Below are 12,236 nucleotides of genomic sequence, written 5' to 3' on the forward strand. Positions count from 1 at the left end.
CCGATGACGGGCGTGCGGCTATTACGGAACGAATCCCATGCGCAGGCGCTGGATGGCAAGCACGTCGCCCTGCGCAGCCGCTTTCTCGTACCAGCGCATCGCTTCCTCGAGGTTCGCCTCTATCTTGTCACCCTTCTCGTAACGGCGGCCCAGTTCGTACTGGGCGGCAGCGGCGCCCCGCTCCGCGGCGCTTCTCAGCAGCACGAAGGCCTTCTCACGGTCTGCGTCGGACTTGGGCGCCGCATTCAGCAGGATGCTCAAGCGATACAGCGCATTGACGTCGCCTTCCCGTGCCGCCTCGGCAGCGACGTGCTTGGCACGCACCATGTCGACGTCGTCATCGAGTTTCCAGAAGTATTGGACGGGCTGCCAGACCTCGACGGGTTTGCCGTTCTCTGTGGCGGGCTTGAACAGGCATTTCCCCAAGGCCTCCTGGGTTCTCCGGTCCAGGGCGGGGAAACCGGTGGATACCAGGACGACCGAACGTTCGACGGTGCCGTCAGCGTGGACGAGAAACGCCACGATGGCCACGCCTTCTTCACGTTGCCGCAGGGACTCCTGCGGGTATCGCGGTTTGCTGCATTCCGCAGAGGCGGTGAAGGACAATGCGGCACCCGCCAGCGCGGCAGCGGCGAGCAGGCATTTCGAAGCGCTGAAGGTCATGTGTCGAGCCACGTTCAAATAGCTCGACTGTAGGCGCCGACGGAGGGTTTGTAAAGAAGCTAGCCGATGAACGAATCGAACTGCAGATCGAATTCCTGCAGCGCCTTCTGGGCATTCTGCATCTTCTTGCGGAATTCCGGACCGCGCTGCAGCGCGAGGCCCACCGCCAGCACGTCGATGACGACGAGGTAGGCGAGGCGCGCCGAGATCGGCGTGTACGGGTCGATCGCAAACACGAGGTCGATCGGAATCAGGAGGCTCGCCATGTCCGCCAGCGGCGTGCCGGACGGCGCCAGCACGATCACCTCGGCGCCGCCGCGGCGCGCCAGTTTCGCGGAGCGCGTGAGCGACGGGTTGTTGCCGCGCTGGGAGATCGCGACGAGCGCGTCGCCTTCGCGCAGCAGCGCCGCCGCGATGGCGTGGATCGCGGGGTCGGTGTAGGCGACCGTTGGCACGCCCGAGCGGAAGAATTTATGCTGCGCGTCGGCCGCGACGAAGCCCGACGTGCCCTGGCCGTAGAACTCGATCTTGTTGGCGCGCGACAGGATGTCGAGCGCCTTCTGGATCAGTTCCGGCTTCAGGTTGTTGCGCAGGTCGAGCAGGGTGTTGATCGAGCGGCTGCAGATCTTGTTGACGAGGTCCGCGGCGAGGTCGTCCTGCGCCGGCTGCTCGCTGGCGCCGGGCAGCGCGAGCGCGAGGCCCTGCGCGAGCTTCAGCTTGAACTCGTGCCAGCCGTCGTAGCCGAGCGTGCGGCAGAAGCGCACGACGGTCGGCTCCGACACCTGCGCGCTGCGCGCCAGCGCCGTGATGTTCTGGCTCACGGTGGCGCTGGGCGCGGCGAGCACGGCGAGTGCCACCTTGCGCTCGGACTTCGACAGCGAGTCGAGCTGGGTGCGGATCGAATCGAGCAGCACGGCGTTTTCCTTAATCTTCCGGCAGCGCTTCTTCGCGCCATTGCAGGCCGTCGCGGCCGATCAGCGCGGACGCGGCGGCGGGGCCCCACGTGCCGGACGTGTACGGTGCCGGCGTCGTGTCGTCCTGGTCCCAGTATTCGAGGATCGGCTCGACCCATTCCCACGCGGCTTCCAGCTCGTCGCCGCGCATGAACAGCGTCAGTTGGCCGCGCAGGACGTCCAGCAGCAGGCGCTCGTACGCTTCCATGCGCGGGGACTTGAACTGTTCGCGGAAGTCCAGTTCGAGCTCGGCCTGCTTCAGGCGCATCGAGTCGCCCGGCGTCTTGGCCATCAGGTTCATCGACAGGCCTTCGTCCGGCTGCAGGCGGATCACGAGGCTGTTCGGCTGGAAGCTCGACGTCGGCTGGTTGAAGATCGAATGGGGGATCGTCTTGAACCGCACGACGATCTCCGCCAGGCGGTCGGCCATGCGCTTGCCGGTGCGCAGGTAGAACGGCACGCCGGCCCAGCGCCACGTATCGATTTCAGCCTTCATCGCGACGAAGGTTTCCGTCTTCGATTGTTTCGGCGCGCCCGGTTCGTCGCGGTAGCCCGGCACCGGCTGGCCGTCGACATAGCCCGAGCGGTACTGGCCGCGCACGATGTTCTGCGACAGCGTCGTCGGCGTGAAGCGCTTCAACGAACGCAGCACCTGCAGCTTGGCGTCGCGCACGGCGTCCGGCGCGATCGACGTCGGCGGTTCCATCGCGACGATACACAGCAACTGCAACAGGTGGTTCTGCAGCATGTCGCGCAGCGCGCCCGAGTTGTCGTAATAGCCCAGGCGGTTGCCGACGCCGATCTTTTCCGCGATGGTGATCTGCACGTCCGAGATCCATTCGCGGCGCCACAGCGGCTCGAACAGGATGTTCCCGAAGCGCAGCGCCAGCAGGTTCTGCACGGTTTCCTTGCCGAGGTAGTGGTCGATCCGGTAGATCTGCGATTCCGCGAACACCTCGCCGACGTCGGCGTTGATCTGCTTGGCCGATGCGAGGTCGCGGCCCAGCGGCTTTTCCAGCACGACGCGCGAATTCGACGTGGCCAGGCCCACGGCGGCCAGGTTTTCGCAGATCGTCGCGAACAGCTGCGGCGGCGTCGCGAGGTAGTACACACGCGTGAGCGACGGGTCCTTGCGCAGCGCTTCGGTAAGCGCCGCATAGGTCGCGACGTTGCCCGCGTCGACGGCGACGTAGGTAATACGGTCGAGGAATTTCTGCCACGCGGCCGCGTCGACGTTTTCCTTCACGTGCGATTTCGCGTTCGTTTCCACCATCTCGATGAACGCTTCCTGCGACATCTCGTCACGACCGACGCAGATGATGCGCGCCGTCGCGGGCAGGTCGTTGCACACATCACGGGCAAACATCGCCGGCAACAGCTTGCGCATCGCGAGGTCGCCGCTGCCGCCGAAGAAAACGAGATCGAAATCGGAAAGAGCCATGGTGTCTGTCGGGGAGTGAAATGCTGTAAATTTACTACACGATTATTGATAGCGCAAGAAAATTTACTACGTGGTCGGGTGCTTGGAGATTATGGTGCCACATCCATTTTATGTAGGGTGGACGGCTGCACACGCTGCGGGTGAATGGTCGCGCTGTACGCGCCGTCCACGCGGTGATACGCGACGGGCGGGCGGCCGCGCACGTGGCCGGAGGGACGAGCGTTTCGATGGGCATGCGCCGCGTGAACCCGTGGACGGCAGAGCCGTCCACCCTACGCACAACGCGGCCGTTTCGATTATCCGCGGTACTCGGCCTGCTCCATACCGGGAACGTCGACCGCAAACGCCAACACCTTGCCGCTATGCGGATACTTCGCCAGCTCGTCATTCGAGCGCCCCTTGCTGGCGCTCGTGACATACAGCGTGCGCAGGTCCGGCCCGCCGAACGCGACCGAGGTCGGACAGCGCACGGGCAGCTCGATTTCCTGCAGCAGCTCGCCCGTCGGCGACAGCTTGACGAGGCGGCCGCCTTCGAACATCGCGGCCCAGTAATTGCCTTCGCTGTCCACGGCCGCCCCGTCCGGACGGCCGCCGTAGTCCGGTGCCTTCTTGTCGTCGGAGAAGGTGACGAGGTTGCGGCGGTTCGATGCCGTGCCCGTCTTGACGTCGTAGTCGTACGCGTCGACGCGGTGGGTCGTCGTGTCGGCGTGGTACATCGTCTTGCCGTCGGGGCTGAACGACAGCCCATTCGAATTCGTCATGCCGCCGGCCCACGCCTGGCGCAGCTGACCCTTGTCCAGCACGTACATCTCGGCCTTGGGCTGGTCGCGCGGCTCGTACATCGTGCCGACCCAGAAGCGGCCGACGGGGTCGACGCGGCCGTCGTTGAAGCGCATGATCGCCGTGTCGTACGGCGCGGGCGCGATGTCGGTGAGCTCGCCCGTCGTCGTGTTCAGGTAGACGAAGCCCGCGCGAGTGGCCAGCACGAGGTTGTTGTCCATGTCGACCGCGATCGCGGACGGCTCCGTCGCCGTGCTCCAGCGCGAGTACTTGCCGCTCGACGGATGCAGGCGGTGCACCGACTTGCCGTCGATGTCGACCCAGTACAGCGCCGATTCGATCGCGTGCCAGACGGCCGATTCGCCGACCAGCATCGGCTCGTCATGCACGATGTGGAATTTTTCGCTCTTCATGGAACGCTCCTCAGACGGCGGCCTTGGCGCGCGCGATCAGGCCGTTGGTCGAGCCGTCGTGTTGCGCCGGCTGCGCCTCGCCGTTCAGTTCCGCCTCGATCTTCTTGGCCAGCACCTTGCCCAGCTCGACGCCCCACTGGTCGAAGCTGTTCACGTCCCACAGCGCGCCTTGCACGAACGTCTTGTGCTCGTACAGCGCGATGAGGGCGCCCAGCGTGGCTGGGGTCAGGTACTCCATCAGGATCGTGTTGCTCGGACGGTTGCCGGGGAAGGTCTTGTGCGGCACGAGGCGCTCGATCTCGGCGGGGTCTTGCCCGGCCAGGTCCGCGCGGACCTCGTCCGCCGTCTTGCCCTTCATGAAGGCTTCCGACTGCGCGAAGCAGTTGGCGAGCAGTGCGGCGTGGTGATTCTGGAATTCGTGTGCGGGACGCAGCGCGGCGATGAAGTCCATCGGCGTCACGTCCGTGCCCTGGTGCAGCAGCTGGAAGTAGGCGTGCTGGCCGTTCGTGCCCACGTCGCCCCAGATCACGGGGCACGTTTCGTAGTCGGCGATGGTGTCGCCGGCGCGCGTGACGCGCTTGCCGTTGCTTTCCATCTCGAGCTGCTGCAGGTAGGCGGGGAAGCGGTTCAGGTCCTGGTGGTACGGTGCGATCGACACGGACGGGCAGCCCAGGAATTCGCGATTCCAGAAGCCGACGAGCGCGAGGATCATCGGCAGGTTCTCCTCGATCGGTGCCGTGCGGAAGTGCTCGTCCAGCGCGTGCGCGCCCGCGAGGAAGTCGGCGAAATAGCCGTAGCCCGCGCACAGCGCGACGGGGAGGCCGATCGCGGACCACACGGAATAGCGGCCGCCGACCCAGTCCCAGAACGGGAACATGTTGTCCGGATCGATGCCGAATTTTTTGATGGCTTCGACGTTCGTCGACACGGCGACGAAGTGCTTCGCCAATGCGGCTTCCGATGCGTTCTTGAGGAACCACTGGCGCGCCGTGTTCGCGTTCATCATCGTCTCGGCCGTCGTGAACGTCTTCGACGCGATGATGAAGAGCGTCGTTTCCGGATTCACGCGCGACAGCGCCGCGTCCATGTCATGGCCGTCGACGTTGGAGACGAAGTGCATGCTCAGCCGCGGATGCGCGAACTGGCGCAGCGCGAGGCACACCATCTTCGGACCGAGGTCGGAACCGCCGATGCCGATGTTGACGATGTCGGTGATTTCTTTACCCGTGTGACCCAGCCACTGGCCGTTGCGGACGGCGTCGCTGAACGTCCTGATGCGTGCGAGAACAGAGTGCACGTCGGCCGTGATGTCCTGGCCGTCGACGGTGATCTGCTTGTCCTTCGGCGCGCGCAGCGCCGTGTGCAAGACGGCGCGGTGTTCCGTCAGGTTGATCTTGTCGCCGTTGAACATGGCGTCGCGCAGCTTCTCGACACCGCGCTCGCGCGCCAGGTTTGCCAGCAGTGCAAGCGTGCGCCCGTCCAGGCGGTTTTTTGAATAGTCTAGGAACAGACCCGCGGCTTCGCTCGACAGGCGCTCGAAGCGCTGCGGGTCTTGCGCGAACAGGTCGCGCATCTGCCATTGCTGGGCGTCCTTGGCGTGGGACTGGAGGGCCTGGTAACTTGCGGTGCTGGTCAGGGATGGTTGGCGCATGGTGATGGACGGTATGATGTCATTTTGTGCAGGTTATCGAATCATACAGGATGCGGGCGTAAATTCACTACACAAATTCGGCGTGTTGTAAGTGTGTGAATGAGCATGAGCTGGTTGGACGCGTGGGCACGGGGTGCCCACCCTACCGCGACGCATCCGCCGACGGCCGTACGATGTCCACGTCTGACGCCCGCTTTCAATTCCCACATTATTCGACAAATGCGCGGCAACGCGCATTTCGTAGTAAAATTTCAGAAATCTAATTCACAAGGAACAGATCATGGCGCTGCACCCCGTAGTAGAACAGGTCACCAACCGGATCATCAAGCGTAGCCGGCCGTCGCGCCAGGCCTACCTGGCGCATCTCGACGCGGCGCGCGTGAAGGGTGTGCAGCGCAGCGTGCTGGCGTGCACGAACCTGGCGCATGGCTTCGCCGCGTTCCCGGCCAACGACAAGCTCAAGCTGCGCGAGTACAAGCAGCCTTCGGTCGCCATCGTTTCCTCGTACAACGACATGCTGTCGGCGCACCAGCCGTTCGAATCGTACCCGAAGGTCATCAAGGACGCCGTGCGTGACGTCGGCGCCGTGGCCCAGTTCGCCGGCGGCGTGCCCGCCATGTGCGACGGCGTCACGCAAGGCCAGCCGGGCATGGAGCTGTCGCTGTTCTCGCGCGACGCCATCGCCATGTCGACCGCCATCGCGCTGTCGCACAATATGTTCGACGCCAGCCTGTACCTCGGCATCTGCGACAAGATCGTGCCGGGCCTGCTGATCGGCGCGCTGCATTTCGGCCACATCCCGGGCATCTTCGTGCCGGGCGGCCCGATGGCCACCGGTATCTCGAACAAGGAAAAGGCCTCCATCCGCCAGCGCTATGCGAAGGGCGAAGCCACCCGTGAGGAATTGATGGAAGGCGAGGCCAAGGCCTACCACGGGGCCGGTACGTGTACCTTCTACGGCACCGCGAACAGCAACCAGATGCTGATGGAGATGATGGGCCTGCACCTGCCGGGCGCCGCGTTCGTCCATCCGGACACGCCGCTGCGCGAGGCGCTGACCCGCGCCGCCGCGCAGCATGCCGTCAAGATCTCGCAGCAGGGCGGCGAGTACATGCCGATCGGTCACATCGTCGACGAGAAGTGCATCGTCAACGCCATCGCCGCGCTGCACGCGACGGGCGGCTCGACGAACCACACCTTGCACCTCGTCGCCATCGCGCGCGCGGCCGGCATCGTGATCGACTGGAACGACTTCGACGAGCTGTCGAAAGTGATCCCGCTGCTGACGCGCGTGTACCCGAACGGCGACGCCGACGTGAACTACTTCCAGGCCGCCGGCGGCCCGACGTTCGTCATCCGCGAACTGCTGGACGCGGGCCTCGTGCACGACGACGTCAACACGATCCTCGGCCGCGGGCTGCGCAACCACTGCAAGGAACCGTTCCTGGACGGCGACAAGGTCGTCTGGCGCGACCTGCCGGAGCAGAGCGGCGACGAGTCCGTGCTGCGCAAGGCATCGAACCCGTTCAGCGACAACGGCGGCCTGATCCTCGTGCAGGGCAATCTGGGCCGCGCCGTGATGAAGATCTCGGCCGTCAAGAAGGACCACCACATCGTCGAGGCACCGGCACTGACGTTCGACTCGCAGGAAGACTTCATGCACGCCTACAAGGCCGGCAAGCTGAACCGCGACTTCGTCGCCGTGCTGCGTTTCCAGGGCCCGCGCGCGAACGGCATGCCTGAACTGCACGCGCTGACGCCGGCGCTGGCCAACCTGCAGGACAGCGGCTTCCACGTCGCGCTGGTGACCGACGGCCGCATGTCGGGCGCATCGGGCAAGGTGCCGGCCGCGATCCACGTGTCGCCGGAGATCCTGGCCGGCGGCCCGCTGGGCCTCGTGCGCGACGGCGACATCATTCGCGTCGACGCCACTCAGGGCACCTTGGAAGCGCTGGTGCCGCAAGACGTGTGGGCCGCGCGCAAGATGGCGACGGCCGACCTGAGCTCGAACCGCATCGGCATGGGCCGCGAGCTGTTCGACGTGTTCCGCAAATCGGTTAGCGCGGCCGAGGAAGGCGCCGCCCACTTCCCGCTGCCGTCGCCGATCGAGACGACCGTTCCCCTGCACGAAGGCACCGACAGCGGTGAGATCATGCCGGGTTCCGACGAAGACTTCCTGTTCCGCAAATCGAAATAAGCAAAGTGAGCACAACGATGAGTAACGATATGACCCTGCTGGACATCATGAAATCCGCCGTCGTGATCCCCGTGATCGCGATCGACGACCCGGACCATGCCGTCCCCCTCGCCAAGGCGCTCGTCGCCGGCGGCATCCGCGTGCTCGAAGTCACGCTGCGCACGAAGCACGGCCTGGAGGCGATCCGCGCGATGTCGCAGGTGGAAGGCGCGATCGTCGGCGTCGGCACGCTGACGCAGCCGGAAGAATTCGCCGCGTCGCGCGATGCGGGCGCCGTGTTCGGCGTGTCGCCTGGCCTGACGCCGGCGCTGATCGACGCCGCGAAGAAGAGCGGTCTGCCGCTGCTGCCGGGCTGCATGACCCCGTCCGAAGTGATGGTGGCGCGCGAAGCCGGCTTCAAGCAGCTGAAGCTGTTCCCGGCCGTGCCGGCGGGCGGCGTCGGCATGCTGAAGGCGATCGGCGGCCCGCTGCCGGACGTGACCTTCTGCCCGACGGGCGGCATCTCGATCGAGACGGCACCGCAATTCCTCGCGCTGAAGAACGTCGCGTGCGTGGGCGGCTCGTGGCTGACCCCGGCCGACGCGATGAAGGCTGGCGACTGGGACCTGATCACGGATCTCGCGAAAGCCGCGTCCGCGCTGAAGGCTGCCTGAGCCTGAGTCGATCATGCGGCGGCGCCTGGCCCGGGGCCTGACCCCGGGCGAGATGCGGATGGCGTCGCTGCTGTTCGGCAGCGCCCTCGACCTCGCGCGCGTGCGCGTGCACGGCCGCCGCTACCTGCCGCTGGTGCAGCCGAAGAACTGCGCCATGACGCCCAACGGCAGCATCTATTTTCACCCTTCCTGCTTCCTGCCCGACTATGCGGCGGGCGATCCGCACACCATTCACTGGTTCATGCACGAAATGGTACACGTGTGGCAGCACCAGCTCGGCTACCCCGTGCGGCTGCGCGGCGCGTTCCGCATCGGCCTGTCGTACCGCTACGAACTGCGGCCCGATGCGACGCTTGCCGACTACAACATGGAAGCGCAGGGCGATTTGCTCGCCGATTATTTTGCGCTGAAGTACATGCGCAACGCGCGTGTGATGCGCCAGCGGCGTTACGCGGGCCAGGTGGCGTTGTACGAACGGGTGCTGGCCCGGTTCCTCGCCGATCCGCGCGACCCGGACAACCTGCCGCGCGGCAGCGCCCGCCGTTTCGTCCGCGCGGCGGCATCCGCCTGAGCTTGCGCGCCATCAAAATCCGGCGGCAGCGACGACGTAGGCTTGCGGCTTGCGTCCACGTCCCGCGAGGCTGTCATGGCCGTTGCCTTCCGCATCCGAGTGTCCATCCTGCTGCTGTGTGCCGGGCTGCCCGCGCACGCGCGCGTGGGCGAGGCCGAGGTGCGCGACGGGCCGCGCGGTGGCCCGTGTTTCACCATCGCTGCACGCGAGGCCCGCCTGGGCACGCCGGATTTTCAGGCGATCGCCGTGTCGGACGGGGCGCATCCCGTGTGGAAGATGGCGATGCCGAAGGACCGTACGTTCCCGCTCACGTACGGTATGTGCGTGCCGTACGGCGGCAGGGTGGCGGCGCTGCCGCGCACGGCGTCGGCGCCGCTGTTGCCTGGACGGGTCTATCACTTGCGCATTGACGCGCGGGCGGGCGGCGGCCGGACCGCGTCGGCGTACGAAGCGCGGTTCTGTGTCGTACGCCAGCGGGACGGCGGCGCCGTCGTGCACCAGATCGGGAATGGCGAAGGTCGGCGCATGGCGGGGTGTCTTGCACCGGGGGAGTAGGCCAGCGCTACGCCGGCCGGATATCACGCCCCCGCCAGCTTGCAATGCAGCACAACATCCGGATCGATGCGATACGCCGCGCAAATCCGGTGGAATCCATCCGCGACGATGACTTTCTTCAGCGCCGGCACGCGCACGAGGAGCACGGGAGAAACGGGTTCGCCGCGCTTGATCTTCTTGATCTGCTCGCGCGTCGGATGATCGTCCGCCTTGGGCACGGCGAGCTGGGCGGCGCGCAGCAGGTCCGTCGCCTTGTATTCGACGATCGCGCCCGCCTTCAGGTCGGCCAGCGCCTTGTCGATGTTTTTCTGCACGTCGACAAGCGCGAGGTAGTGGCCGGCCGCCTCGTAGTCGGACGGTGGCGCGTCGTCCTGCCAGGTGATCGATGGCGTCTGCTGTTTCGGCATGGGTGTCTCCGGTGGTCGTTCCGATAACCGATTCTACGCGTCCGCCGCGTTCCCGCCGCGCACGACTATTGGCGCGCCGGCATGGCGGTGGACTCCTTCAGGTAGTTGTCCTTGATGCGCACATAATGCTCGGCCGAATAGCGCAGGTACGCGATCTCGGCGTCGGTCAGCGGCCGGACCTTGGCGACGGGCCGGCCCACGTACAGGAAGCCGCTTTCCAGCGTCTTCCCGGGCGGGACGAGGCTGCCGGCGCCGATCATGACGCGGTCTTCGACGACCACGTCGTCCATCACGATGGTGCCCATGCCGACGAGGCATTCGTTGCCGATCCGGCAGCCGTGCAGGATCACGGCATGGCCGATGGTGACGTGGTCGCCGATGACGAGGGGCGAGCCGTTCGGCTTGGCGGGCGTCTTGTGCGAGACGTGGCCCATCGTCAAGTCCTGGATGTTCGTGCAGCGGCCGATGACGATGTCGTTGACGTCGCCGCGCAGCACGGCGTTGCACCAGATCGAGCTGTCGGCGCCGAGTTGGACGCTACCGATCACTTGCGCGGATGCGTGCACGTACACGCGCTCGGCAAGTCGGGGATAGGCGTCGAGGTAGTTGGAAAGCGGCATGTGGAATCTGTTAATGGATGATGTTGACGACCTTGCCGATGATGCGGTCGGACGGCACGAAACCCCAGTAGCGGCTGTCGAGACTGTTGTCCCGGTTGTCGCCCATGACAAAGTAATTTCCAGCCGGGACATCGCAACGCACCTCGTTCTCCGTGTAGACGCAATGGTCGCGGAACGCAAAATTGCTGGGCTCCGGGGTGCGCTGGACATCGTCCTGCAACGTCGCGAATGTCGTGCCGTCCAGCTTGTCGAGGTAACGCCGTGAATACCGGGGCACGTCCGGGTGCAGGTAATCGTCGAGTTGGCGAACGCGGGTGTCGACGCCATTGACGAAGAGGTGCTTGTCGCGATACACGACCCGGTCGCCCGGCACGCCGACGATACGCTTGATCCAGGTTTCCGCCGGTTCGACGGGATAGTCGAAGACGATCACGTCGCCCCGGTGCAGCGGCGCCGAGATGGGGCGGCTGCCGAGTCTGAATCCGAATGTGCTGAAGTGGCCGTAGCCGAATTTCTGAACGATGACCCGCGAACCGATTTCGGCGGTGGGCGCCATTGCCGTCGACGGTATCTTGAACGGTTCATAGACGAAGGCGCGGAAGGCCACGGCGGCGACTGCGAATGCGGCACAGATGGCGAGCAGACTGTACCAGCGTGTGTACTTGGGCCGGATGCGGTCCGGCGCCGCCTTCGCTGCGCGGTACGCAAGGATGATGCCGACGATCCCCGCGGCGATCTCCAGCGCGCCCATGATCGTATCGGATACGCCTGCGAACGCGCGAAAGAAGGCCAGCATGACGATCGTCGACGTCGTGACGAAGAAGATGCCAGCCCAGCGTGGCTTGCCCGCGTACAGCAGGCCGAGCGTTGCGTTCGCAAGACTCAGGGCGACGGCGATCCACGGTTTCGGCCGCCAGTTCGCCATGACGGTCATGCGGGCGGCTCCCACAACTCGACCTTGTTGCCTTCCGGGTCGATGACCCAGCCGAACTTGCCGTACTCGCCGTCCTGCGTGTCGTCCAGCACGTGGCACCCTTCGTCGCGCAGCGCCTGCAGCAAGGCGGCGAGGTCGTGGACGCGGTAGTTGATCATGAAGGGGGCCCGGCTCGGCGCGAACTGGTCACTACCGACAGGGAAGACAGACCACGCGGTCGTGCCGCCGACGGGCGTGCCCGCGTCGTCCGTCCAGTCGAAAGCCGCGCCGCCCCAAGGTTGCACGGCGATGCCCAGGTGGCGCTGGTACCAGGCGGCCAATGCCGCCGGATCATTGGCCTGGAAGAAGATGCCGCCGATGCCTGTCACACGCTTCATGTCGATCTCCGATGTCTTCAA

General features: G+C 65.6%; 13 protein-coding genes. 4 read left to right on the plus strand and 9 right to left on the minus strand.

The features are described 5' to 3' along the window. Positions 1 to 21: 21 nt before the first annotated feature. The 5 genes from NX784_RS07480 to pgi all read right to left on the minus strand — a co-directional run bounded on the left by NX784_RS07480 (position 22) and on the right by pgi (position 5,901). Positions 22 to 663 carry a TonB family protein gene (locus tag NX784_RS07480; protein ID WP_258816029.1) on the minus strand — a complete coding sequence of 214 codons (642 nt, stop codon included), beginning with the start codon at positions 661 to 663 and terminating at the stop codon, positions 22 to 24. Positions 664 to 722: 59 nt separating this feature from the next. After that, positions 723 to 1,577, minus strand: coding sequence for an SIS domain-containing protein (locus NX784_RS07485; protein WP_036233661.1), 855 nt, complete (start codon positions 1,575 to 1,577; stop codon positions 723 to 725). Between the two features lie 10 nt (positions 1,578 to 1,587). Continuing rightward, positions 1,588 to 3,057, minus strand: coding sequence for a glucose-6-phosphate dehydrogenase (gene zwf, locus NX784_RS07490; protein WP_258816030.1), 1,470 nt, complete (start codon positions 3,055 to 3,057; stop codon positions 1,588 to 1,590). A gap of 296 nt (positions 3,058 to 3,353) precedes the next feature. Next, a complete protein-coding gene (locus NX784_RS07495; protein WP_258816031.1) occupies positions 3,354 to 4,250 on the minus strand; it encodes an SMP-30/gluconolactonase/LRE family protein in 897 nt (298 codons plus the stop codon). A 10-nt stretch (positions 4,251 to 4,260) separates the two neighbouring features. Then, positions 4,261 to 5,901, minus strand: a complete 1,641-nt coding sequence (pgi, locus tag NX784_RS07500) for a glucose-6-phosphate isomerase (protein WP_258816032.1) — start codon at positions 5,899 to 5,901, stop codon at positions 4,261 to 4,263. A gap of 280 nt (positions 5,902 to 6,181) precedes the next feature. Here pgi and edd point away from each other — a divergent pair, with 280 nt between their 5' ends. The 4 genes from edd (at position 6,182) to NX784_RS07520 (ending at position 9,877) form a co-directional block, all read left to right on the plus strand. Further along, positions 6,182 to 8,098 carry a phosphogluconate dehydratase gene (gene edd / locus NX784_RS07505; RefSeq protein ID WP_258816033.1) on the plus strand — a complete coding sequence of 639 codons (1,917 nt, stop codon included), beginning with the start codon at positions 6,182 to 6,184 and terminating at the stop codon, positions 8,096 to 8,098. Between the two features lie 29 nt (positions 8,099 to 8,127). Beyond that, entirely contained in the window at positions 8,128 to 8,751 is a 624-nt protein-coding gene (gene eda, locus NX784_RS07510) for a bifunctional 4-hydroxy-2-oxoglutarate aldolase/2-dehydro-3-deoxy-phosphogluconate aldolase (protein WP_258816160.1), read from the plus strand. Positions 8,752 to 8,764: 13 nt separating this feature from the next. Further along, positions 8,765 to 9,322 (plus strand): Rhs element Vgr protein, encoded by a 558-nt coding sequence (locus tag NX784_RS07515; RefSeq protein WP_258816034.1) that lies wholly within the window; start codon positions 8,765 to 8,767, stop codon positions 9,320 to 9,322. Positions 9,323 to 9,397: 75 nt separating this feature from the next. Beyond that, complete coding sequence (locus NX784_RS07520) at positions 9,398 to 9,877, plus strand: hypothetical protein (protein WP_258816035.1); 480 nt, start codon at positions 9,398 to 9,400, stop codon at positions 9,875 to 9,877. 23 nt (positions 9,878 to 9,900) lie between these two features. On the opposite strand, the gene NX784_RS07525 is transcribed toward NX784_RS07520, so the two are convergent. From NX784_RS07525 to NX784_RS07540, 4 genes are all read right to left on the minus strand, one after another. Further along, the gene (locus NX784_RS07525; RefSeq protein WP_258816036.1) at positions 9,901 to 10,284 is read right to left on the minus strand and encodes a hypothetical protein; all 384 of its coding nucleotides are present in this window, start codon (positions 10,282 to 10,284) and stop codon (positions 9,901 to 9,903) included. Between the two features lie 65 nt (positions 10,285 to 10,349). Continuing rightward, positions 10,350 to 10,904 carry a gamma carbonic anhydrase family protein gene (locus tag NX784_RS07530; protein WP_258816037.1) on the minus strand — a complete coding sequence of 185 codons (555 nt, stop codon included), beginning with the start codon at positions 10,902 to 10,904 and terminating at the stop codon, positions 10,350 to 10,352. A gap of 10 nt (positions 10,905 to 10,914) precedes the next feature. After that, positions 10,915 to 11,838 (minus strand): signal peptidase I, encoded by a 924-nt coding sequence (lepB, locus tag NX784_RS07535; RefSeq protein WP_258816038.1) that lies wholly within the window; start codon positions 11,836 to 11,838, stop codon positions 10,915 to 10,917. Next, positions 11,835 to 12,215, minus strand: a complete 381-nt coding sequence (locus tag NX784_RS07540; protein ID WP_258816039.1) for a VOC family protein — start codon at positions 12,213 to 12,215, stop codon at positions 11,835 to 11,837. The genes lepB and NX784_RS07540 overlap by 4 nt, the downstream gene beginning before the upstream one ends. Positions 12,216 to 12,236: the final 21 nt, after the last annotated feature.

The organism is Massilia pinisoli (genome assembly GCF_024753285.1).
GTDB classification, from domain to species: domain Bacteria; phylum Pseudomonadota; class Gammaproteobacteria; order Burkholderiales; family Burkholderiaceae_D; genus Telluria; species Telluria pinisoli.

Bases quoted from the DNA above. Each gene is read 5' to 3' on its own strand.
- NX784_RS07525 (WP_258816036.1), bottom strand. From the start codon at position 10,284: ATGCCGAAACAGCAGACGCCATCGATCACCTGGCAGGACGACGCGCCA.
- NX784_RS07520 (WP_258816035.1), top strand. From the start codon at position 9,398: ATGGCCGTTGCCTTCCGCATCCGAGTGTCCATCCTGCTGCTGTGTGCC.
- edd (WP_258816033.1), top strand. From the start codon at position 6,182: ATGGCGCTGCACCCCGTAGTAGAACAGGTCACCAACCGGATCATCAAG.
- NX784_RS07530 (WP_258816037.1), bottom strand. From the start codon at position 10,904: ATGCCGCTTTCCAACTACCTCGACGCCTATCCCCGACTTGCCGAGCGC.
- NX784_RS07480 (WP_258816029.1), bottom strand. From the start codon at position 663: ATGACCTTCAGCGCTTCGAAATGCCTGCTCGCCGCTGCCGCGCTGGCG.
- NX784_RS07495 (WP_258816031.1), bottom strand. From the start codon at position 4,250: ATGAAGAGCGAAAAATTCCACATCGTGCATGACGAGCCGATGCTGGTC.
- NX784_RS07515 (WP_258816034.1), top strand. From the start codon at position 8,765: ATGCGGCGGCGCCTGGCCCGGGGCCTGACCCCGGGCGAGATGCGGATG.
- pgi (WP_258816032.1), bottom strand. From the start codon at position 5,901: ATGCGCCAACCATCCCTGACCAGCACCGCAAGTTACCAGGCCCTCCAG.
- lepB (WP_258816038.1), bottom strand. From the start codon at position 11,838: ATGACCGTCATGGCGAACTGGCGGCCGAAACCGTGGATCGCCGTCGCC.
- zwf (WP_258816030.1), bottom strand. From the start codon at position 3,057: ATGGCTCTTTCCGATTTCGATCTCGTTTTCTTCGGCGGCAGCGGCGAC.
- eda (WP_258816160.1), top strand. From the start codon at position 8,128: ATGACCCTGCTGGACATCATGAAATCCGCCGTCGTGATCCCCGTGATC.
- NX784_RS07540 (WP_258816039.1), bottom strand. From the start codon at position 12,215: ATGAAGCGTGTGACAGGCATCGGCGGCATCTTCTTCCAGGCCAATGAT.